The sequence below is a fragment of the Methylosinus sp. KRF6 genome, from assembly GCF_018887255.1.
Classification (GTDB): Bacteria; Pseudomonadota; Alphaproteobacteria; order Rhizobiales; family Beijerinckiaceae; genus Methylosinus; species Methylosinus sporium.
Genome location: NZ_JAHLJF010000001.1, coordinates 2078262 through 2099939, shown reverse-complemented (window position 1 = coordinate 2099939; position 21678 = coordinate 2078262). Strand labels below are relative to the sequence as shown.

Annotated in this window: 18 protein-coding genes and 2 tRNA genes; 10 read left to right on the top strand and 10 right to left on the bottom strand. The window is 65.7% G+C overall.

The genetic code is table 11. The features are described 5' to 3' along the window. Positions 1-291: 291 nt before the first annotated feature. The 3 genes from KP010_RS10135 to KP010_RS10125 all read right to left on the bottom strand — a co-directional run bounded on the left by KP010_RS10135 (position 292) and on the right by KP010_RS10125 (position 1300). A tRNA-Thr gene (locus tag KP010_RS10135) sits at positions 292-366 on the bottom strand. 99 nt (positions 367-465) lie between these two features. After that, a tRNA-Val gene (locus tag KP010_RS10130) sits at positions 466-540 on the bottom strand. Between the two features lie 49 nt (positions 541-589). Beyond that, a complete protein-coding gene (locus KP010_RS10125) occupies positions 590-1300 on the bottom strand; it encodes an HAD-IA family hydrolase (RefSeq protein ID WP_142864269.1) in 711 nt (236 codons plus the stop codon). Positions 1301-1438: 138 nt separating this feature from the next. Between KP010_RS10125 and KP010_RS10120 the strand changes: the two genes are divergently transcribed. Further along, the gene (locus tag KP010_RS10120) at positions 1439-1786 is read left to right on the top strand and encodes a hypothetical protein (protein ID WP_244594786.1); all 348 of its coding nucleotides are present in this window, start codon (positions 1439-1441) and stop codon (positions 1784-1786) included. 1 nt (position 1787) lies between these two features. Here the strand turns inward: KP010_RS10120 and KP010_RS10115 are convergent, their stop codons facing one another. Both KP010_RS10115 and ychF read right to left on the bottom strand, forming a co-directional pair. Continuing rightward, the gene (locus KP010_RS10115; RefSeq protein ID WP_108918630.1) at positions 1788-2177 is read right to left on the bottom strand and encodes a hypothetical protein; all 390 of its coding nucleotides are present in this window, start codon (positions 2175-2177) and stop codon (positions 1788-1790) included. A 202-nt stretch (positions 2178-2379) separates the two neighbouring features. Continuing rightward, positions 2380-3477, bottom strand: coding sequence for a redox-regulated ATPase YchF (gene ychF, locus KP010_RS10110; protein ID WP_142864270.1), 1098 nt, complete (start codon positions 3475-3477; stop codon positions 2380-2382). 191 nt (positions 3478-3668) lie between these two features. Here ychF and KP010_RS10105 point away from each other — a divergent pair, with 191 nt between their 5' ends. Continuing rightward, positions 3669-4913 carry a S41 family peptidase gene (locus tag KP010_RS10105; protein WP_166145992.1) on the top strand — a complete coding sequence of 415 codons (1245 nt, stop codon included), beginning with the start codon at positions 3669-3671 and terminating at the stop codon, positions 4911-4913. On the opposite strand, the gene KP010_RS10100 is transcribed toward KP010_RS10105, so the two are convergent. Beyond that, positions 4907-6763, bottom strand: a complete 1857-nt coding sequence (locus KP010_RS10100) for a serine hydrolase domain-containing protein (protein WP_185966593.1) — start codon at positions 6761-6763, stop codon at positions 4907-4909. The genes KP010_RS10105 and KP010_RS10100 overlap by 7 nt on opposite strands. A 132-nt stretch (positions 6764-6895) precedes the next feature. Here KP010_RS10100 and KP010_RS10095 point away from each other — a divergent pair, with 132 nt between their 5' ends. After that, positions 6896-8284, top strand: coding sequence for a murein L,D-transpeptidase (locus KP010_RS10095; RefSeq protein ID WP_246659980.1), 1389 nt, complete (start codon positions 6896-6898; stop codon positions 8282-8284). 27 nt (positions 8285-8311) lie between these two features. After that, the gene (locus KP010_RS10090) at positions 8312-8527 is read left to right on the top strand and encodes a hypothetical protein (RefSeq protein ID WP_142864274.1); all 216 of its coding nucleotides are present in this window, start codon (positions 8312-8314) and stop codon (positions 8525-8527) included. A gap of 7 nt (positions 8528-8534) precedes the next feature. On the opposite strand, the gene KP010_RS10085 is transcribed toward KP010_RS10090, so the two are convergent. Genes KP010_RS10085 through KP010_RS10075 form a run of 3 tightly spaced genes read right to left on the bottom strand, consistent with a single transcriptional unit; the run spans position 8535 to position 11124 of the window. Further along, a complete protein-coding gene (locus KP010_RS10085) occupies positions 8535-9338 on the bottom strand; it encodes an ABC transporter permease (RefSeq protein WP_142864275.1) in 804 nt (267 codons plus the stop codon). Next, a complete protein-coding gene (locus tag KP010_RS10080) occupies positions 9335-10102 on the bottom strand; it encodes an ABC transporter ATP-binding protein (protein WP_142864280.1) in 768 nt (255 codons plus the stop codon). The genes KP010_RS10085 and KP010_RS10080 overlap by 4 nt, the downstream gene beginning before the upstream one ends. Positions 10103-10104: 2 nt before the next feature. Next, a complete protein-coding gene (locus KP010_RS10075) occupies positions 10105-11124 on the bottom strand; it encodes an ABC transporter substrate-binding protein (protein WP_142864276.1) in 1020 nt (339 codons plus the stop codon). 242 nt (positions 11125-11366) lie between these two features. On the opposite strand from KP010_RS10075, the gene KP010_RS10070 reads away from it, so the two are divergent. The 3 genes from KP010_RS10070 to KP010_RS10060 all read left to right on the top strand — a co-directional run bounded on the left by KP010_RS10070 (position 11367) and on the right by KP010_RS10060 (position 16596). Next, positions 11367-12173, top strand: a complete 807-nt coding sequence (locus KP010_RS10070; protein ID WP_142864277.1) for a creatininase family protein — start codon at positions 11367-11369, stop codon at positions 12171-12173. 116 nt (positions 12174-12289) lie between these two features. Continuing rightward, positions 12290-13573 carry a phosphopyruvate hydratase gene (gene eno / locus KP010_RS10065; protein WP_108918571.1) on the top strand — a complete coding sequence of 428 codons (1284 nt, stop codon included), beginning with the start codon at positions 12290-12292 and terminating at the stop codon, positions 13571-13573. 182 nt (positions 13574-13755) lie between these two features. Continuing rightward, positions 13756-16596: a valine--tRNA ligase gene (locus tag KP010_RS10060; protein ID WP_142864281.1), complete on the top strand. Its 2841-nt coding sequence runs from the start codon at positions 13756-13758 to the stop codon at positions 16594-16596. Between the two features lie 215 nt (positions 16597-16811). On the opposite strand, the gene KP010_RS10055 is transcribed toward KP010_RS10060, so the two are convergent. Continuing rightward, a complete protein-coding gene (locus KP010_RS10055) occupies positions 16812-17261 on the bottom strand; it encodes a hypothetical protein (protein ID WP_185966594.1) in 450 nt (149 codons plus the stop codon). Between the two features lie 119 nt (positions 17262-17380). Here KP010_RS10055 and KP010_RS10050 point away from each other — a divergent pair, with 119 nt between their 5' ends. The 3 genes from KP010_RS10050 (at position 17381) to polA (ending at position 21666) form a co-directional block, all read left to right on the top strand. Then, positions 17381-18061 (top strand): LexA family transcriptional regulator, encoded by a 681-nt coding sequence (locus KP010_RS10050; protein WP_246659981.1) that lies wholly within the window; start codon positions 17381-17383, stop codon positions 18059-18061. Between the two features lie 129 nt (positions 18062-18190). Further along, positions 18191-18358, top strand: coding sequence for a hypothetical protein (locus KP010_RS10045; RefSeq protein WP_018267973.1), 168 nt, complete (start codon positions 18191-18193; stop codon positions 18356-18358). Positions 18359-18678: 320 nt separating this feature from the next. Next, on the top strand, positions 18679-21666 hold the full coding sequence (polA, locus tag KP010_RS10040) for a DNA polymerase I (protein WP_216280826.1): 2988 nt from the start codon (positions 18679-18681) through the stop codon (positions 21664-21666). The last annotated feature ends 12 nt before the right edge of the window (positions 21667-21678 follow it).

The window sequence follows — 21678 nt, the reverse complement described above, 5'->3', positions numbered from 1 at the left end:
TCGTTCGCTGCTCGTTGGCAGCGCCGCCGTCGATGGCCGCTTTATAGGGCCACCCCCTCCAAACTGTCAACAGGTCCATTCGATTTTTTTCACGAAACCGTCGTCAATTTTATATCATATTGAAAAAGCGAAGCTATCTTTCGGCATCCCGATGACGAATTGAAGTTGCGGCGTTTGGGCGGGGCGGTTCGGTCACCACGGCCGCTTCGAAATCCTCATTTTGCGCGAATTTTGGACGCACGAAGAGGCTCGCGGAGCCTGTGGTCGCAAATTGCCGAGGGGGAGAGGCGATGGTGCTGCAAGAGAGGATTGAACTCTCGACCTCTCCCTTACCAAGGGAGTGCTCTACCACTGAGCTACTGCAGCGTTGGGCGGCCTTGTGCCACAGTGATCGCGCCGGCGCAAGACTTTCGCCATAGGCTCGAGCGCGGCATCGACGACGAATTTCAGCGAAACTGGGTGGAATGGTGGGCGGCACAGGGATTGAACCTGTGACCCCTCCCGTGTGAAGGGAGTGCTCTCCCGCTGAGCTAGCCGCCCGAAAGCCTTAGTGGCCGACTATGTCTCTAAGAGACGACGGCGCATTCCGTCAAGTGCAGGGCGAGGCTTCTGTGCACGTCGAGGCTTCTAGAGCCCGAAGCGAAGCCACGGCCTGCCATAATTGGTCGAAATGGGAGATCACCCGGTCCGGGCCGAAACTCGAAACCGCAATATCCGTATAGCCGAAATCCACGGCCACCACCGGCACGCCGGCGTTCTTGGCCGTCGCTATGTCGGTTTGCGAATCGCCGATCATCACCGCGCGATCGGCCCTTCCGCCGGCCTTGTCGATCGTCAGCGTCAGCGCGCGGGGGTCGGGCTTGTGCACTGGAAATGTGTCGCGGCCGCAGATCGCGGCGAATCGCTCGGCGACGCCGAGGCGCTCGAGCAGCAGAAAGGCGAGCTCCTCGGATTTGTTGGTGCAGACCGCCAGCGTGAAGCCGGCCTCGGCGAAACGCGCCAGCGCCGCCTCGGCCCCGGGGAAAAGCCGGGTCTCGACGGCGATTCGCTCGCGATAATGGTCGATGAAGACCGGAAACAGCTCCTCCACCCGCTCCGGCGCGAGCGGCGCCCCGGTGGCGGCGAAGCCGCGCTCGATCATCGCCCGCGCCCCCGCGCCGGCCAGCGCGCGCACGGCCGAGAGCGGCACGGGCGCGCGGCCGTCGCGCTCCAGCAGGACCCCCAATGTGGCGATGAGGTCGCCGGCCGTGTCGGCGAGCGTGCCGTCGAGATCGAAGACCAAAATCGGCGCGCCGACCATCCCCCTGCCCTTCTCCGCGAGGCCGCGCCGGACGCCGTCTCGCGATTGCCGCATCGGCGTGTAGACTGCGCCCGGTGATTCGTCGAAGGGAGTGTAACCTTGCGCGCAGCCATTCGTCTCCTCTCTCGCGGGGCCGCCCTGGCGGCGCCGATCTTCTTCACGTCGATCGGCGCGGCGCTCGCCGGCAATTACGAATTTCTCGCCGCCCCGCAGACAGATCTCAACCGGGTGTTTCGGCTCGACCGCGCCAGCGGCGAGGTCGGGGCCTGCCAATATGGGCTGAAGGAAGGCGCCGCCATCGGCGTCACGCTCTGCTATCCGCCGGGCGAGGGCGCCAAGGCCGGACAATTCAGCGAATACGCCCTCATAGCCTCGCGTCATACGGGTGAGGGCGGCGTGTTTCGCGTCGATCTGCGCTCTGGGCAGATGTCGATCTGCTTCGTGCTGAACGAGAGCTCGGTGGTCTGCACGCCGCCGGCGAAATAGCTCAGAGGCCGGAATCCGTCTCCGGCCAGAACAAAAGCTCGGCGGCTGCGATAAAGGCGACGAGCCCGCCCAGCGCGCCGAGAGCCACGGCGGCGGGGACATTGTGCTCGAAGCGCAGCAGCCATGGCGCGAAAGCCGTAAGCGCGCCGAGCACGACATTCACCTCGCGGAAGAGCCGCGTGTAGCTGGTGAGCGCGATCGCCGCCGCGACGACGATGAAGCTGCCGGCGATCCAGCTCGCCGCGGCCGCCGTGACGTCGTGATGATAGCCGAAAAGCCAAGGCGCGATGCAGACGATCCCGCCGAGGACCAGGCAGGCTATGTCATAAGGGCGGCCTCGAAATTGGCCTCGGCCGTTCCCCCTCTGCTCGATGACGCCGCGATCGCTCATGCGTCCCTCCCTTGCCGCGAACCTTGCGAATCGGGAGAGATAAGGCGGCGGCGGCGCATGGCCAGAGGCATGGCGGGTCAGAGCGTGCGATAGCGCCTGTGGCCCCGGCGCCTTTGCAAAAGTGTCGAGCAACAGTCGCCCTCGACAAGCGCATCAATAGCGCGGCCAGCGCCGCTCCCGCCTCAGGAGCGCCGCCCCCGCGTCAGGTATTGAATCGAAAATGCAGCACGTCGCCGTCGGCGACGACATAGTCCTTGCCCTCGAGCCGGAACTTGCCCGCCTCCCGCGCGCCCGCCTCGCCGCGCAGCGCGACATAATCCTCATAGGCGATCGTCTCGGCGCGAATAAAACCCTTCTCGAAATCCGTATGGATGACGGCCGCCGCCTGCGGCGCGCGCGTGCCCTGCTCGATCGTCCAGGCGCGCGCCTCCTTGGGTCCCACGGTGAAGTAGGTGACGAGGCGCAGCAGCGCATAGCCGGCGCGGATGACGCGGTTGAGGCCCGGCTCCTCGAGCCCCACCGCCTCGAGATAGTCCTTCTGCTCCTCGGCCGGCAGCACGGCGATCTCGCTCTCGATCTTGGCCGAGACGACGACGCTCGCCGCGCCCTCCTCGCGCGCCCGCGCGGCGACCTTCTGCGAGAAGGAATTGCCCTCCGCGGCGGCGCCTTCCTCGACATTGCAGACATAGAGGACGGGCTTGGACGACAGCAGGCCGAGACCGGCGAGCGCGCCGCGCTCCTCCGGCGCGATCGCGACGAGGCGGGCGGGGCGGCCGTCGCGCACCAGATCGAGGCAGCGGCGCATCAGATCGAGCAGCTCCTTGGCGTCCTTGTCGCCGCCCTTGGCCTTCTTCTCGAGCGGAACCACGCGCTTCTCCAGGCTCTCGAGATCGGCGAGCATCAGCTCGGTCTCGATCGTCTCAATGTCGCGGATCGGATCGACGTCGCCCTCGACATGGGTGATGTCGCCATCCTCGAAGCAGCGCACCACATGGGCGATAGCGTCGCATTCGCGGATATTGGCCAAGAACTGATTGCCGAGCCCCTCGCCCTTGGAGGCGCCGCGCACGAGGCCGGCGATGTCCACGAAGGTGAGGCGCGTCGGGATGATCTGCTTGGAGCCGGCGATCTCGCAGAGCTTGTCGAGGCGCGGATCGGGCACGGCGACGTCGCCGACATTGGGCTCGATCGTGCAGAAGGGGTAATTGGCCGCCTGCGCGGCCGCCGTCTGCGTCAGCGCGTTGAAGAGGGTCGACTTGCCGACATTCGGCAGGCCGACGATTCCACATTTGAAGCCCATGGCGTCCCGTTTCCTCGAGCGATCTCGCTGCGGCGCGGTATGGGCGGGACGGGGAGAAAAGGCAAGGGGCGGGCGAAGAGGGCGGGCGAAGAGGGGGCGCGCATCGGCGGGCGGCGCCGCAAATAGAACACAGCACGCGCTCATGTTCGCGCTCGGATTTATTCGAGCGCTTTTTTGAAAATGAGGGGGCTATGCAAACCCGTCGACAGATCATTCGCGGCGCCGGAACGCTGGCGGCGGCGTCGCTGAGCTCCGCTCTCGGGCGAGCGCAGCCTGCGGACGCGCCCGCGGCTGTCTGCGCGCGGGTCGTCGAGCTCGCTAGGGCGAATTTCATTTTTCCCGCGCGAGTCGAGGAGGCGCTGGCGACGCATAGGCACGCTCTCGAGGCGGCGGCGACGCCGGCCGAGGCGACGAGGGCCATCGACGATTTCCTCGCGGCACTCGGCCTCTCGCACACGGCGCGCTATGCGCCATCGAGCCTCGATTACTACGAAAATCTCGACATCTACCGTCCGCGAGGTCCGCGCACGCTCGCCGCGGCCTTTCCGCCGGACGGCGCGGTTGCTTATGCCGGCGTCGGCATCGCGACCGAGACTTTCGGCTCCGCGAGCTTCGTGACCGCCGTCTATGCCGACACGCCCGCCGAGGCGGCGGGTTTTCTCGCCGGCGACGAGATCGTCGGCCTCGACGGGAAGCCGTTTCGCCCGAACGACCCGATGAGCGGCCCGCTCGGAGCCGAGAGGATCGTCTCCGTCCGCAGGCGAAAGGATGCGCCGCTCGTCGAGATTTCCGTCAAGGTCGCGTCGCTGCGGCCGTCGGACGTTCTTCTCGCGAGCGTGCGCAAGAGCGCGCGAGTCGTCGAGAGTGAAGGCAGGCGCTTCGCCTATCTTCGCATGTGGGCCTATCATTCCGAGGCGATCCGAAATCAGGTGGACAGATCGCTCTCGCAAGAGCCTCTGGCCTCGGCCGACGGCCTCATCCTCGATCTGCGCTGCCGCTGGGGCGGCGCGCGCCCCGACGCCGTCAACACATTCCTCGGCAAGGCCCCCGAATTCGTCACCACCTCGCGCGACGGACGACGGCGGTCGAGCCGCTTGGGACGTTGTGGCAGGCCGATGGTCGCGATCGTGAACCATCGCACGCGCAGCGGAACCGAGGTCTTGGCTCACTCGCTGGCCGCCAACGGCGTGCCGCTCGTCGGAAGCCGCACCGCCGGCGCCGTGGCGGGTGGCCAAGCTTTTCTGCTCGACGACGACAGTCTGCTGCTGCTCGCAGTGCAGACAGTCGAGGTCGATGGCGCCACGCTGGAGGGAGTCGGCGTCGAGCCGACGCTGGCGTCTCCTTACGACCTCCCCTATTCGGCCGGAGCGGACCGTCAATTGGAGGCCGCCGCCGCTCTGCTCCGCCGCATGACGGGTCGAACCTCCGCTCAATAATTCAGCGTCGTTCCGGCAATGTGGAAGACGAGAAAGACATAGCCGATGACGAGCCCGCTCGCCGCCAGCGCGCTCTGATGGAGGCGCGTCCATCTCCCGCCGACGCGCCGGCGCCAGAAGTCGACGGCGACGAAGAGCGCGACCCCGCCCCCCGGCGCGCCGAGCCAGGCCAGCGCATAGATCGCGATCAGCGCCGGATCTAACGCATCGTTCAAGAGGCTGGCGTCGTTGCGCGCGGCGAGCGTCGCTAGGGCCGCGATCACGAGGAGATCGGCGAGAACCGCGAGCCTGACGATGACGAGCCATCGGCGATCCGCGGGCGGCAGGTCGGACGCTCGCTTGCGCCAGCGCCGCCAGAGCGCGGCGACGGGCCATGCGAGCAGCGAGAACAGCGCAAAGGCGACGCTGGCCGCGAAGGCGGGGACGAGCCAGCGGGCGTCGATCGCCCAGGGCGCGCGCATGAGCCGCTGCCCGCCGCCGTCGAGATAGGGCTCGGCGCCGAGAACGGCGGAAAAGCGCCAGCCGCCCGGCCCCTCATAGACATCGGCGCCGACAGGCTTCATCGCGCGACCGGCGCCGAAGGGCCAGAGAGCCGGCAGAAACCTCAGCCCGCCATCGGGCTCGACCCGAATGAGCTGCTGCGACGCCAAGGCCATGACGCTCATGAAATTGGTCTCCGCCCGCCGACTTCCCCGATAGACGCCCGCCAGCCGGGGATCAGCGGGCGCCGCGGCCGCGGGCGCCTCCTCCGGCGCGAGACGCTTCGCCAAGGCTTGCGCGACATCCGGCGGCGATTGCTGATCGCTGAAGCCGTCGCGCGAGACGAAGACGCCGACGCCGCTCTCGCGAAACAGCTCCAGATCGCTGAAGAATGCCTGCGTGCCGCCGCCATGGCCGACGGCTTCGGCTCCGCCGAGCCGGCGCATGATGAAGACGAGCCCGAGCTCGCCGCCCGGCGCATCCCGCGTCAGCATCTGCTCCAGCCGCGCGGAGGGGAGAATCCGCGCGCCGTCGAGCTCGCCGCCATTCAGAATCGCGCGCATGAAACGGCCCATATCCTCGCCCGTCGCGGCGAGGGCGCCGGCCGGGGCCGCGGCTATGGTCTCGAAATAATCGAGCGGCGGCCAGCCGAGGCCGCGATAGCCCTTCGCCATCAGCGGCGCGAGCGATTCTGGCAGAGGCTGACGGAAGGTGGCGCGCTCCATGCGCAGCGGCGTGAGAATGTGACGCTCGACATAAGTGGGAAAGCTCTCTCCGGAGACGCGCTCGACGACATAGCCGGCGAGCGCCATGCCGTAATTCGAATAGGCGGTCACATCGCCATTGGGGAAGATGCGCGGCGGAAGCGATTTCGCGACCCAGGCGGCGAGCGGCATGGGCTCGCTCGCGCGGGAGAAGAGATCCTTGAAATGTTCCTCGAAACCGGCGCGATGCGTCAGCAGAAGGCGCAAGGTCACGGGGTGGCCGCCGGGCGGCGTCGGGATCGCGAAGCCGACATAGTCGGAGACGTCGCGGTCGAGATCGAGCCTGCCTTCGTCGACGAGCTGCATCGCCGCAATTCCGGTGAAGAGCTTGGAGATCGACCCCGGTCGAACGAGCGTTCGACCGGCTGTGAAGGGACGGTTCGTGTCCTTGTCGGCGAGGCCATAGCCCTTGGCGAAGATCGTGCGGTCGCGATCGACCACCACGACCACGGCGCCGGCGCCGCCATGGTCGATCCATTCCGTCATGATCGGATCGACGAGCTCCGCGACATCGCTCGCTTCGAGGGCGGGCGCGGCGGAAGCGCCGCGGCAGACCGCGAGAACAATCCCGATGGCCGCGAGAAAAAGACGGAAAAAACGCCGCATCTTTCGAAAATCCTTTCGCGGAATATCGCCGCGGGGGCGCCCGGCGGGTTGACCGCGGGCCTCGCAAGGCGGAAAAGCTCCGATAAAGCAATGCATCGGCGACTTTCGGGCGCGATTCTGGCGCGGAACGACATGCGACACAAGTTACGGATTCGACAGCTTCGTCTCGCTTTCACGACTTTGGCGGCCGCCGCCTCGCTCGCCGCGCCTATCCTTCCCGCGCTGGCGCAGACGGCCGCGGAGCCGACCGCCGCCGCGGCGCCCGCCCCGGCGCCGGCCGCGACATCGCAACCCGCCGCGCCCGCGCCGGCTCCCGCTGCGGCCCCCGCCGAGCCCGGCGGCGCCGCGCCGACGACGGCGGCGCCGCGAACGGCGGCCGCCCCCAAGCCGAAACCAAAGCCCAAGCCCGCGCCGCCGCGCGAGATGGCGCTCTCCGACGATCCGACGCCGGCGCTGCAGCCCGAGACCTTTTTCGCCACCTCGCTCGCCTCCGAACGCTATGCGGCGATCGCCGACGCCGGCGGCTGGCCGAAGGTCGGAACGACGCTCCAGCCCGGCGCGCGCGGCAAGGCGGTGGCGGCGCTGCGCAAGCGTCTCGCCGCCGAGGGCGATCTGCCGGCCGAGGCCGCCGGCGGCGAGGCCTGGGACGCGGGCCTCACGCAAGCGGTGAAACATTTTCAATTCCGCATGGGGCTGAGGCAGACCGGCGTGGTCGCCGGCGCGACGCTGCGCGAGCTGGATATTCCGGCCTCGGTGCGCTTCCGCCAGCTCGCCTCCTCGGCGCAGCGGCTCGCCGGCAATGATTTCCCCTTCGGCCCGCGCTATATCGTCGTCAACATCCCCTCCGCCGCCGTCGACGCCGTGGAGAACGGCCATGTCGCGCGGCGCTATACGGCGATCGTCGGCGATGTCGAGCATCCTTCGCCCGAGGTCGAGGCGAAAATCGGCGCGGTCAATCTCAATCCCACATGGACGGTCCCGGTCTCGATCATCAAGAACGAGATCATGCCCAAGATGCAGAAGGACCCGTCCTATCTCGCCAAGGCGCGCATTCGCGTCTTCGACAATCGCGGGACCGAGGTGGAGCCGAAATCGATCAATTGGGCCAGCGAGCGCGCCGTCAATTACACGCTGCGCCAGGACAGCGGCGCGCAGAACTCGCTCGGCTCGATCCGCATCGCAATGCCCAATAAGCACGCCGTCTATATGCATGACACGCCGAGCAAGCGGCTCTTTGCGAGCGATTATCGCTTTCTCTCGCATGGCTGCGTGCGCGTCGAAGGCGTCTATGACCTCGCGGCCTGGCTGCTGGAGGGCGTCGGCGGCGCGCCGGGCGGACAATGGGACAAGGCCGCGATCATGGCCAAGATCGGCGGCGAGCGCCAGGACGTGAATCTGCCCAAGCCCGTGCCGGTGGTGTGGGTGTATATGACCGGATGGGCTTCTGCGAATGGCACAGTCCATTTCCGCAACGATATATATGGGGTCGACGCGGTGGGCGAAGCGCGCAGAGATCGCTGATTCGCTCCAGACTTCGGAGGAATCATAATGCGCGCTTCGATTGCTTTGGTCGCGGCTCTGTTCGGCGCCCTCGGCGCGGCGCAGGCCGCCGAGCGCCCTCCCCGCCAGCCGCAGCCGGCTCAGACCTACGTCGTCCCCGTGCAATTCTGCGAGAAAATGTGCCCGGAAGACTTCGCGCCCTGCGATCCGCCTTATTTCAAGACCGCCGATGCGCGCTGCGCCCAGGTGGGCGCCGGGCGATGAGGGTGCGCTAATCGTCCAATCCGCGCGCGCTCTCGTGCCAGCGTGAGAGGGCGAGGCGCGACAGCGCCGTCAGCCCCGCGTAAATGACGATTCCCGCCAGTGACACCAGCGCCAGCGCCGCGAACATGCGCGGAATGTCGAGCCGGTAGCCCGCCTCCGAAATGCGGAAGGCGAGGCCCGCCCCCTGCCCCGCGGCGCCGGCCGCGAGCTCCGCCGCTATGGCGCCGATGAGCGCGAGGCCGCCGCCGATGCGCAGCCCGGCGAAAAATTGCGGCAGCGCCGCCGGCGCGCGCAGAAGGACGAACTTTTGCCAGGGCGAGGCGCGATAGAGATCGAAAAGCTCGACCAATGAGCGATCGACCGAGGCGAGGCCGAGCGAGGTATTGGCGAGAATGGGGAAGAAGGCGACGAGAAAGGCGCAGACCAGCACCGCCTCGGCGGGGGCGAGATAGACCAACAGCAGCGGCGCTATGGCGATGATAGGCGTCACCTGCAGCACGATGGCGAAAGGCATGAGAGCGCGCTCCATCAAGCGCGAGCGCGAGATGAGCAGAGCCAGGGCGACGCCGCCGATCGTCGCCAGCGCCAGCGCCTCCAGCGCCGTCGTCAGCGTGACGATGAGCGAGGCGAAGAGAATCGCACGGTCCTTCACCAGCGTCGCTGCGATGAGGCTCGGCGCCGGCAGCACATAGGATGGAATATCCCAAAGATAGACCGCCGCTTCCCAGGCGGCGAGCGCGCAGGCCAGCACGACGAGCGGCAATATCGCATCGCGCAGCAAGGGCGTCTTTTTGGCGCGTGCGCCGCTCATCGCAATTCCTCCCCATAGGCGCAGCGGAGAGCGGCGGAGGCGCGCCGGCAATATTGCGCAAACTCGGAACTGGTGCGGAATTCTTCGTCGCGCGCGATCGCCGCATCTATGTCGATCGCATCGACGATCGCGCCACCGCGCGCGGAAAGCGCCAGTATGCGCGTCGAGAGATAGACGCTCTCGTAAATGGAATGGGTGACGAAGACGATCGTCGTATCGAGCCTTTGCTTCATCGCGAGAAGATCGTCGCCGAGGCGAAAGCGCGTTACCTCGTCGAGCGCGGCAAAGGGCTCGTCCATCAACAATAGTCTGGGCCGCGTGACCAGCGCGCGGGCGATGGCGACGCGCATCTTCATGCCGCCGGAGAGCTGGCGCGGCAGCGCCGTCTCGTAATCGGCGAGACCGACGAGCGCCAGCGTCTCGCGCACCAGCGGAGCCGCGGCCTCGCGCGTCTTGCCGGCGAGGCGCAGCGGCAGATAGACATTGGCGAAGACATCGGCCCAGGGCAGCAGCGTCGCCTCCTGAAACACGAAGCCGATGTTGTGCGCCGCGGCCGAGTCACGCCAATCGATGACGCCGGCGCTCGGCGTCGCGAGGCCGGCGATGAGCCGCAGCGCCGTGGATTTGCCGCAGCCCGACGGGCCGAGCAAGGTCAGAAACTCGCCGTCGCGAAGGTCGAGATGGAAATTCTCGAGCGCCGCGACGCCATTGGCGAAGCTTTTGCCGATCCCGCGCAGCGAGACCAGAGGCTCCGCGACGCCCACCGTCACTGCGCCCCCATAGCGTGCGAAGGTCGCAGCTCCAGCCCGACCTTCTTGTTCACGAAGCGCGTCGTATAGCCCTGGGCGATAGGAAGATCGGCGGGGAAGACGCCGGCCTTGGCCATTTTGTCGAAGAAGCTGCGCAGGCGCGCGTCGGTCATCGCGCCAATGCCGAGGCTGAGCGAATCGCCGGAGTCGACGATGCCACGCTCTTTCAGCTTCTCGACGGAATAAGCGAGCTGGCCCTCGGACATTTCGGGATTGTCCTTGCGGATGGCGGCGTTGGCGGCGCTATTGTCGCCGTAGATGTAATGATACCAGCCGATGATCGACGCGTCGACGAAGCGCTGCACGAGATCGGCCTTGGTCTCGATCGTCTCCTTGCGCGTCTCGATCGTCGTCGAATAGCTGTCATAGCCGTAATCGGCGAGCAGGAAGACATTGGGCGTGAAGCCGCCCTGTCGCGCGATCTCGAAAGGCTCCGAGGTCAGATAGCCCTGCTGAATCGATTTCTTGTCGGCGAGAAAGGGCGCCGAGTTGAAAGTGTAGGGCTTGATCTTCTCTTCCTTGAAGCCATAGGCCTGTTTCAGCCATTGATAGACCGAGACGAGATTGTCATTGCCGATGAAGGCCGTCGCCTTGGGCAGATCCTCGAAACGATCGAAACCCTCGCCCGGATGCGACATGAAGATGATCGGGTCCTTCTGGAACATGGAAGCGACGGCGACGATGGGCGCCTTCTGCTGCACGGCCGAGAAGGTCTGGTTGAGATTGGCGCCCATGCAGAAATCGACGCGGCCGGCGGCGAGCAGCAGCCGGGCGTTGGACTGCGGACCGCCCTGCAATATTGTGACGTCCAGGCCGTATTTGGCGTAAGTGCCATCGACGAGGGCTTGATAAAAGCCGCCATGCTCGGCCTGCGCCCGCCAATTGGTGGCGAAGGAGACCTTGTCCAGCGCGAAGGCCGGAAGGGCGCAGAGGAAGAAAGCCAAAGCCGCGATCTGTGCTGCGAAGCGTTTCGTCATCGATTGCCTCACCAGTTTTCTACAATCTACGGGTTCTCCCTTCTCCCACTCGTGGGAGAAGGTGGCCCTGCGAAGCAGGGTCGGATGAGGGCCGAACGGGCTCCAATCGACGATCCGAACCGCACGCCAACGCCGAGGGACCCTCATCCGACCCGACTTCGTCGGGCCACCTTCTCCCGTAAACGGGAGAAGGACGCGCCGAGCTATGGCGATCCCCGTCCGAAAGGTCTACCCTCTCCGCCATGCTCCCGTCCCGCTATTGGATCGACCTCGCCACCATCGACTATCGCGACCTCGAGATGGAGCGCGTCATTGCCGTGCTGCCCATCGCCGCCGTCGAGCAGCATGGGCCGCATCTGCCGGTCGGCGTCGATTCGCAGATCATGCGCGGCATGATCGAGCGTGTGGTCGACCGCCTGCCGGACGATCTCGACGCGCTGTTCCTGCCATTGCAGGCGATCGGCGTCTCCATCGAGCATGGCGATTTTCCCGGCACGCTCAGCCTCTCGCATGAAACGGCGCTGCGCCTTCTCTGCGAGATCGGCGAAGGCGTCGCCCGCGCCGGCTGCCGCAAGCTCGTACTCCTCAATTCGCATGGGGGCAACTCGGCGCTGATCTCCCAGGCGGCGCTGGAGCTGCGCATTCGCCACGAGCTGCTCGCCGTCGCCTGCTCCTGGCATCGCTTCGGCTATCCGGACGGCCTGTTCGGCGAGGAGGAGATCCGCCTCGGCATCCATGGCGGAGAGATCGAGACCTCGCTGATGCTCGCGCTCGCGCCGGATTTCGTCGATATGGCGCGGGCGCGGCATTTTCGCTCCGCCAGCGCCGATTTCGAGCGCGATTTCACCTGGTTGCGCGCCGATCGGCCGATCGGCTTCGGCTGGAAGACGCAGGACCTCTCCAAGGAAGGGGCGATCGGCGACGCCGCAGCGGCCAGCGCCGCCAAGGGCGAGGCCGCGGCCGATTATTGGGCGACCGCCTTCGTCGAGCTGCTGCGCGACGTCGAGGCCTTCGATCTCGAGCGTTTCGCCGGCGCGCCGCCGAAATAGCGCCGGAAACGCAACAGGGAACCGGCCTTTCGCCGGTTTTCGAGGCTTTCGTCCCGGCGCGGTTCGGTCTACAACGCGCGCAACCGCGCAGCCAGACGCTCCAAAGAGGCCCCGATATGACCGAAATCATCGATATTCACGCTCGCGAGATACTCGATTCGCGCGGCAATCCCACGGTCGAGGTCGAGGTCGTGCTGGAGGACGGCTCCTTCGGCCGCGCCGCCGTGCCGTCGGGCGCCTCCACCGGCGCCCATGAGGCGGTGGAGAAGCGCGACGGCGACAAGACCCGCTATCTCGGCAAGGGCGTGCTGGACGCCGTGCAGAGCGTCAATGAGGACATAGCAGGCGAGCTCGTCGGCTTCGAGGCCGAGGATCAGGTGGCGGTCGACGAGGCGCTGATCGAGCTCGACGACACGCCGAACAAGTCGCGCCTCGGCGCCAACGCCATTCTGGGCGTCTCGCTGGCCGTCGCCAAGGCCGCCGCCGACGCCTCCTCGCTGCCGCTCTACCGTTATATCGGCGGCGTGCAGGCGCGCGTGCTGCCGGTGCCAATGATGAACATCATCAATGGCGGCGCCCACGCCGACAATCCGATCGACTTTCAGGAATTCATGATCCTGCCGGTCGGCGCGCCCACCGTGCGCGAGGCGATCCGCTGGGGCGCGGAAGTGTTCCACACGCTGAAAGCCGCGCTGAAGAAGGCCGGCCTCTCCACCTCGGTGGGCGACGAAGGGGGCTTTGCCCCCAATCTCCCCTCCGCCGAGGCGGCGCTCGACATCATCGTCGAGGCGATCGTGACCGCCGGCTTCGTGCCGGGCGAGGACATCTATCTCGGCGCCGACGTCGCCTCGACCGAGTTCTTCAAGAACGGCAAATATGTCTATGAGGGCGAGAAGGTCACGCGCACCATAGAGGAGCAGGTCGCCTATCTCGCCAAGCTCGCCGAGGCCTATCCGATCGTCACGATCGAGGACGGCATGGCCGAGGACGATTGGGAAGGCTGGCGCCTCCTCACCGACACGCTCGGCGACAAGATCCAGCTCGTCGGCGACGATGTGTTCGTCACCAATGTCGAGCGCCTGGCGCGCGGCATCGACGAGGACGTCGCCAATTCGCTGCTGGTGAAGGTCAATCAGATCGGCACGCTGACCGAGACGCTCGCCGCCGTCGAGATGGCGCATCGCGCCGCCTATACGACGGTGATCTCGCATCGCTCCGGCGAGACGGAAGATTCGACCATCGCCGATATCGCCGTCGCCACCAATAGCGGGCAGATCAAGACCGGCTCGCTGGCGCGCTCGGACAGAGTCGCGAAGTATAATCAGCTCATCCGCATCGAGGAGGAGCTGGGACCGGCGGCCATCTACGCCGGCCGCAGCGCGCTGAAGGCGCTGGTCTGATCTCCCTCTCACCGCGCGCGGGGAGAGGGTCTGAGTGAGGGGCTCGGGGAATTGGAGCGGCAATGCCGCTCCCACTCCGAGCCCTCGCTCTTTCGACCAATCCGCCTCGCGCCCCGGCCCCTCACCCCAACCCTCTCCCCGTGAACGGGGAGAGGGAGTAGTTCCGAGCTTCCCCCATGCCCATGGAAAAGACCTTCGACCCCTCGACCATCGAAGCGCGGATGCGCGAGCTCTGGGAAGAGGCGGGCGCCTTTCGCGCCGGCCGGCCGGAGCGCGCCGGCGCGAAGCCTTTTTCCATCGTCATTCCGCCGCCGAACGTCACCGGTTCGCTGCATATGGGCCATGCGCTCAATAATACGCTGCAGGATATTCTCGCGCGCTATCATCGCATGCGCGGCGACGACGTTCTGTGGCAGCCGGGCACCGACCATGCAGGCATAGCGACGCAGATGGTGGTCGAGCGCCGGCTGATGGAGCGCCAGCAGCATCGCCGCGAATTGGGCCGCGCCAAATTTCTGGAAGAGGTATGGGCCTGGAAGGCGGAATCGGGCGGCGTCATTGTCGAGCAATTGAAGCGGCTCGGCGCCTCCTGCGATTGGTCGCGCGAGCGCTTCACCCTGGACGAGGGGCTTTCCCGCGCCGTGGTGAAGGTCTTCGTGCAGCTCTACCGCGATGGGCTCCTCTATAAGGATAAGCGCCTCGTCAATTGGGACCCGAAGCTGCTGACCGCCATCTCCGATCTCGAGGTGCAGCAGATCGAGGTGAAGGGCCATTTGTGGCACTTCAAATATCCGGTGGTCTATCACGACGGCCAGCCGACCGGCGAGTTCATCACCGTGGCGACGACGCGCCCCGAGACCATGCTCGGCGACACGGCCGTGGCCGTGCATCCCGAGGATGAGCGCTACACCAAGCTCGTCGGCAAGAATGTGCGCCTGCCTTTGGTCGGGCGCCTCATTCCCATCGTGGCCGATGAATATTCCGATCCCGAGAAGGGCACGGGCGCGGTGAAGATCACCCCCGCGCATGACTTCAACGATTTCGAGGTCGGCCGCCGGCACGGTCTGCGCCTCATCAATGTGCTCGACGCCGAAGGCGCCGTGACGCTGAAGGACAATGCGGATTTCTTCGAGCATGTCGCGCCCTCTCCCGAGCTCGACATGACAGTCGCCGCTCTGCACGGCCTCGATCGCAACGCCGCCCGCGCGCGCGTGGTGGCGATGATGGAGGAGCATGAGCTGCTCGCCGAAGTGTCGGACCATAAGCATATGGTGCCGCATGGCGATCGCTCCGGCGCCGTGCTGGAGCCGCGTCTCACCGACCAATGGTATGTCGACGCCAAGACTCTGGCGCAGCCGGCTCTCGCCGCGGTGCGCGAGGGCCGCACCAATTTCGTGCCGAAGAATTGGGAGAAGACCTATTTCGATTGGCTCGAGAACATCCAGCCCTGGTGCGTGTCGCGCCAGCTGTGGTGGGGCCATCGCATACCGGCCTGGTATGGACCCAGAAAAAACATAGACGGCACAATTGAGCCGCTGAATAATTTCGATTCCAACTCCATGACAACGGCGGAAAAACTCAAAACTTTCGTTGAAACATCCGAGATTGACGCTATCGCAGCGGCAACAGATTACTATGGTTGCGCCGTCAGAGTCGAAAGCAACTGGCTAGATGCGATGGCAGTTCAATTCGACAATAACATTGTGACAATCTGGCGCGACGAGGACGTGCTCGACACTTGGTTCTCTTCCGCGCTCTGGCCCTTCTCGACGCTCGGCTGGCCCGACGAGACGAAGGAGCTCGATCGCTATTATCCGACCGATGTTCTGGTGACGGGCTTCGACATCATCTTCTTCTGGGTCGCCCGCATGATGATGATGGGCCTCTATTTCAAAAAGGAGGTCCCCTTCCACGACGTCTACATTCACGCCCTCGTCCGTGACGAGAAGGGCGCGAAAATGTCGAAGTCGAAGGGCAATGTCATCGACCCGCTGCACCTCATCAATGAATATGGCGCCGATGCGCTGCGCTTCACCCTCGCGGCCATGGCGGCGCAAGGGCGCGACATAAAGCTCTCGACGCAGCGCGTCGAAGGCTACCGCAATTTCGCGACCAAGCTGTGGAACGCCTCGCGCTTCGCCGAGATCAACGGCTGCGCGCGCGTCGCTGGATTCGATCCGAAGAATAATCAGATCACGCTCAATCGCTGGATCGTCAGCGAGGCCGCGCGCGCTTTCGCCGATGTCGCCGGCGCGATCGAGGCCTATCGCTTCAACGATGCGGCGGGCGCGGCCTATCGCTTCGTCTGGAACGTGTTCTGCGATTGGTATCTGGAACTCGCCAAGCCCCTGCTGCAAGGCGAGGACGGCGCCGCCAAGGACGAGACGCGCGCCACCACGGCGTTCATTCTCGATCAGACTTACGCGCTGCTGCATCCCTTCATGCCCTTCATCACCGAGGAGCTGTGGGGCGTCAAAGGTTTCGAAGGCCCCGCGCGGGAAACGCCGCTGGCGCTGGCGCAATGGCCCGATCTTTCCGGCCTCGAGGACGCCGCCGCGGAGGCGGAAATCGGCTGGATCGTTGATCTCGTCTCCGAAGTGCGCTCCGTGCGCTCGGAGATGAATCTGCCCGCCGGCGCGGAAGTGCCGCTCACGCTCGTCGGCGCCGACGCCGAGAGCCGAGCCCGCGTGACGCGCTGGGACGAGACTTTGCGCAAGCTCGCGCGCCTGTCGCAGATCGGCTTTGCGGACGCTGCGCCCAAGAGCAGCGCGCAATTGATCGTGCGCGGCGTTCTCGGCGCCATACCGCTGGAAGGCGTCATCGATTTCGCGGCGGAGAAGGCGCGTCTCGCCAAGGAGACCGCCAAGCTCGAAGGCGAGGCGAAGAAGATCGAGGCCAAGCTCGGCAACGCCGATTTCATCGCCCGCGCGCCGGACGAGGTGGTGGAGGAAAACCGCGAGCGCCTCGAGGAGACGCGCGAGCGCATCGAGAAGCTGACGGCGGCGGCCAAACGCCTCGACTGAAAAGGTCGTCACTTCGGCCGGAAAAGCTCTCATGGTCTGCGTCAGATGAATTGACGTGTCTCGAGAAGCGAGCCTTTAGGCTCGCTCTTTTAAAATCTCTTCAGTTCCGAGGAGGCAGACCGCCGGAATCTTTCCGTGAAACACGGAAAGATTCCGGCCTCTTGTTGCGACGCGACTCCAACGCCGAGCCGGCGGCCACTTCGAACGGCGCCGCTCTAATCGGCGAAGTAAGGAGCACCGGTTCCGAGCGCGGCTTCGCGCACTATGTCGTCGACGGCGCGCCGCACAGTCTCGTCGATCATCGTCGGCCCATCCCGCCCTATTGCGTAGATGGCGTCGTCGACATTGCGCTCGACCACATGCGAGAAAAGCGCGTCCGGTCGCTCGCGTCCCAGTCGCGCGAGGGATAGGTCTCGCAAAGCGATAGCGAGCTGTGCGCGCGTCGCCGATAGCATTCTCGCCAGAGACAAAGCGAGCGCGAACTGCCGTTCGCCCGATATCCCCTCCGCTCCGCCGTAGCACGCGGCTCCCGACGTCTTCCTTGCCACATTGTCATTGCCGAAAGCGAAGCCTTTTCCGGCGGCGATGCGACGGTTCCAGCGTCCAGACAATTCCGCATCACATGCGGAGGCTGGGCGGATGAAGTCTCTCCAACTGCAAATCATGGGCGCAACAAGCCACGCGGTGACACGCCACATCCGGCGTGTTAACCGTAAACGGAAACGAACTCTGCGCCGAAAATCCCGCATCCGCGCGCCCCTGTCAAGCATATATGAGAGACTGTGTGCCGGAAACGAAGAAATATCCCGTATTCGATAGATCCGGCCTCGCGCATAGATTGGGGCAGGCCGTCGAGGTCGCGGGCGGCCCGGCGAAGATTTTGCGAGACGCGGGCGTCACTTCCTCCACTTACAGCCGCTATCTCAATGGGGAGACCGAAGCCTCGGCCGAGAAGCTCGGCCGCATCGCCGAGGTGACGGGGGTCTCGCTCGACTGGCTGGTGCTCGATCGCGGCGCTCCCATATTCGAGGCCGGCGCGCCGCCGGCGATTCCGCTCGGCCCGGATATGGCGCAAATCCCGCCGCTGCGAATCGGCGAGGAGCTAGAGGGCGAAATCGCCGGCGGCGAGCGGCTCGCCTTTCCGCGCGCTCTGCTGCGACGTCTCGGAACCGAGAGCGAGGCGCTCGAATTTTTGCGCGCGCGCGGCGATTCCATGCGCCCGACGATAGAGGATGGAGCGATCGTGCTGATCGACCGCTCGCAGCGCGACATTATCGGCGACGCCGTCTATCTCGTCTCGCTCGACGATGGCCCGCTGATCCGGCGCGTGCGCCGCAATGTCGACGGCGCGATCACGCTGATCTCCGACAATCGCGCCTGCTACGAGCCCGAGAGGCTGGAGCGCGCCGACGCCGAGCGTCTGCGCGTCCACGGCCGCGTTCGCTGGACCGAAACGCTGCTCTGACGCCGAGCGCGCGTTGGACCCGCGCCCTTCCGCAAATTGGCTGTTTCTCGGCCGCGGCGGCCTCGCCATCGTCAGCATGGCCGAGCCATCGGCCCTGAGAGAAACAAGCAAAAACCATCGGAGGGAACAATGGCGTTGAACGTTCATGGCGGGACCAATTACGGCAAGATCGTCATATGGGCGGTCGGCCTCGTCGCCTTCGTCGCCGTCGCGCTGACGAAGGTTCCAGAATGGATTTCCCCCAAGAGCGCGAGCGTGACCGGCGACACCGGCGCCACCACGCGCATGATCAATTGAGGAATGCGCGGCGAGCCGCAATTCATCTGAATTCGTCTCGTTTCGCTTCGCCCCGCGCGCCCGAGCGGGGCGATTTTTTTTGCGCGCGCGGCGCTGGACCCCTCGCCGCTCGCCGATTGGCGGTTCAATCGCGCCACGGAGACATTACCGTCGGCGCCGTAAGTGTGACGATCCCGACTGCCTCGCCGGCTTCGGCCGCGCGAGGCCCTTTTGCCTGCGCTCTGCCGAGCCGGGGGTATCCATGCCGAGGGATCGGGGCTATCTTGCGCGCGCCCTTTCCGCCCTCTCTATGAGGGCCTAGCGTTCATGCTCCTCGCGCGATGACTCTCACACATAAGCCCGTCGGTCCCGACAGCCGCGTCTTCCTCGTCGACGGCTCGTCCTTCGTCTTTCGCGCCTATTTCCAGTCGATACGGCAGGACGCGAAATATAATTATCGCACGGACCGCCTGCCGACCGGCGCGGTGCGGCTGTTCTGCGCCAAGCTGTTTCAGTTCATCCGCGAAGGCGCGGCCGATCTCACGCCGACGCATCTCGCCATCATCTTCGACAAATCGGAGAACTCCTTCCGCAAGGAGATCTACCCGGACTACAAGGCGCATCGTCAGGACCCGCCCGACGATCTCATTCCACAATTTCCGCTGATGCGCGCCGCCGTGCGCGCCTTCGGCCTGCTGCCGATCGAGCAGGACGTCTATGAGGCGGACGATCTCATCGCCACTTACGCCAAAGAGGCGCGGGCGCGCGGCGCCGATGTGCTGATCGTCTCCGCCGACAAGGATCTGATGCAGCTCATCGACGATAAAGTGTCGATGTATGATCCGGCTTCGGGCGCGCGCGAGGAGCGACGCATCGGCGTCGCCGAGGTGGTCGATTATTTCGGCGTGCCGCCTTCGAAGGTCGTCGATGTGCAGGCGCTGGCCGGCGATTCGACAGACAATGTGCCGGGCGCCAAGGGCATTGGCGTGAAAACCGCCGCGCAGCTCATCAATGAGTACGGCGATCTCGACACGCTGCTGGCGCGCGCCGGCGAGATCAAGCAGCCCAAGCGCCGCGAGACGCTGACCGATCCCGCGAGCGTCGCGCTGATCCGCACGTCGGAGAGACTGGTGAAGCTCGTCGACGACGCGCCGCTGGAGATTCCGCTCGACGATCTCGGCCTGCATCAGCCGGACGGCAAGACTTTGGTCGCCTTTCTGCAGGCGATGGAGTTCACGCAGCTCACGCGCCGCGCCGCGGAGACCTATGGCGTCGAGGCGAATGAGATCGAGCCGGACCCGGCCTTCGTCGGCCCGGCGGGATGGCGAGCGCGCAATGGCGAGGTCGCCGAGGCGCCCGCCCTCCCCGCTCCGGAGGCCGCAGCGCCGGGCGCGCCCGCAGCTCCCACGGGAGAGAAGGGCGCGCTCTCGCCGGCCGCGCTCGCCGAGGCGCGGCGCGAGCAAAGCGTCGCGACCAAGATCGATCGCTCGCTCTATGAGACGGTGACGACGCTCGAGCGGCTCGACGCCTGGATCGCGGAAGCCTTCGCCATCGGAATCGTCGCGATGGATACGGAGACGACCTCTCTCGATCCAATGTCCTGCGATCTCGTCGGCGTCTCGCTGGCGACGGCGCCCGGACGCGCCTGCTATATTCCGCTGCAGCATGTCGCGCCCACCGGCGCCGATCTGCTCGGCGGCGATCCGCCGCCCGCGCAAATTCCCTTTGCGGAAGCGCTCGCGCGCTTGAAGCCGCTATTGGAAGCGCGCGGCGTGCTGAAGATCGCGCATAATATGAAATATGATCTCCTCGTTCTGGCCTGCTGCGGCATCGATGTCGCGCCGATCGAGGACACGATGCTGATCTCTTATGTGCTCGACGCCGGCCGCAATAATCACGGCCTCGACGAGCTTTCGAAGAAGCATCTCGGTCACGAATGCATTCCGTTTTCGGCCGTCGCCGGCTCCGGCCGCGCATTCATCGGCTTCGCGCGCGTGCCGCTCGACAGAGCGACCGAATATGCGGCGGAAGATTCCGATGTCGCGCTGCGTCTGTGGCGCGCGCTGAGGCCGCGCCTTGCCGCCGAACATATGACCAGCGTCTATGAGACGCTGGAGCGCCCCATGGTGAGCGTGCTCGCCAAAATGGAGCGGCGCGGAATCGCGATCGATCGCAATATTCTCTCGCGCCTCTCCGGCGAATTCGCGCAGGATATGGCGCGGCTCGAGGCCGAGATCCACGAGCTCGCCGGCGAGAGCTTCAATCTCGGCTCGCCCAAGCAATTGGGCGATATTCTCTTCGGCAAGATGGGCCTGCCCGGCGCCAAGAAGACCGCGACCGGCGCCTGGTCCACCTCGGCCAGCGTGCTCGACGAATTGGCCGAGAGCGGCAACACATTCGCCGCGCGCATCTTGGATTGGCGGCAGCTCTCCAAGCTCAAATCCACTTACACGGATGCGCTGCCCACTTTCGTGAACAAGACGACGCATCGCGTCCACACATCTTACGCGCTCGCCGCGACGACGACGGGACGGCTCTCCTCGTCCGACCCCAATCTGCAGAACATCCCCGTGCGCAACGAGGCCGGGCGCAAGATTCGCACGGCCTTCGTCGCCGAGCCCGGCAATGTGCTCATCTCGGCGGATTATTCGCAGATCGAATTGCGCCTGCTCGCGCATATCGCCGATATTCCGCAATTGCGGCAGGCCTTCGCGGAGGGAATCGACATTCACGCGATGACGGCGAGCGAGATGTTCGGCGTGCCGGTGCAGGGAATGCCGTCAGAAGTGCGCCGCCGCGCCAAGGCGATCAATTTCGGCATCATCTATGGCATTTCCGCCTTCGGCCTCGCCAATCAGCTCTCCATTCCGCGCGAGGAGGCGGCCGCCTATATCAAGCGCTATTTCGAGCGCTTCCCCGGCATTCGCGCCTATATGGACAAGACCCGCAAAGCCGTGCGCGAGAATGGCCTCGTCACCACCATCTTCGGCCGCAAATGCCATTTCCCGCGCATCGGCTCCTCCAACGCCTCGGAGCGCGCTTTCTTCGAGCGCGCCGCGATCAATGCGCCGATCCAAGGCGCGGCCGCCGACATCATCCGCCGCGCCATGGCGCGCATGGACGAGGCGCTCGCGCATGAGAAGCTCAGCGCGCGCATGTTGCTGCAAGTGCATGACGAGCTGGTGTTCGAGGCGCCGAAGGAAGAGGCCGAGGCGACGATCCGCATCGTCAAGCGCGTGATGGAGGAGGCGCCGCATCCGGCGGTGGCGCTCTCCGTGCCGCTGGAAGTGGAAGCCCGCGCCGCGCAGAATTGGGACGAGGCGCATTGATTTGAGCGGCGC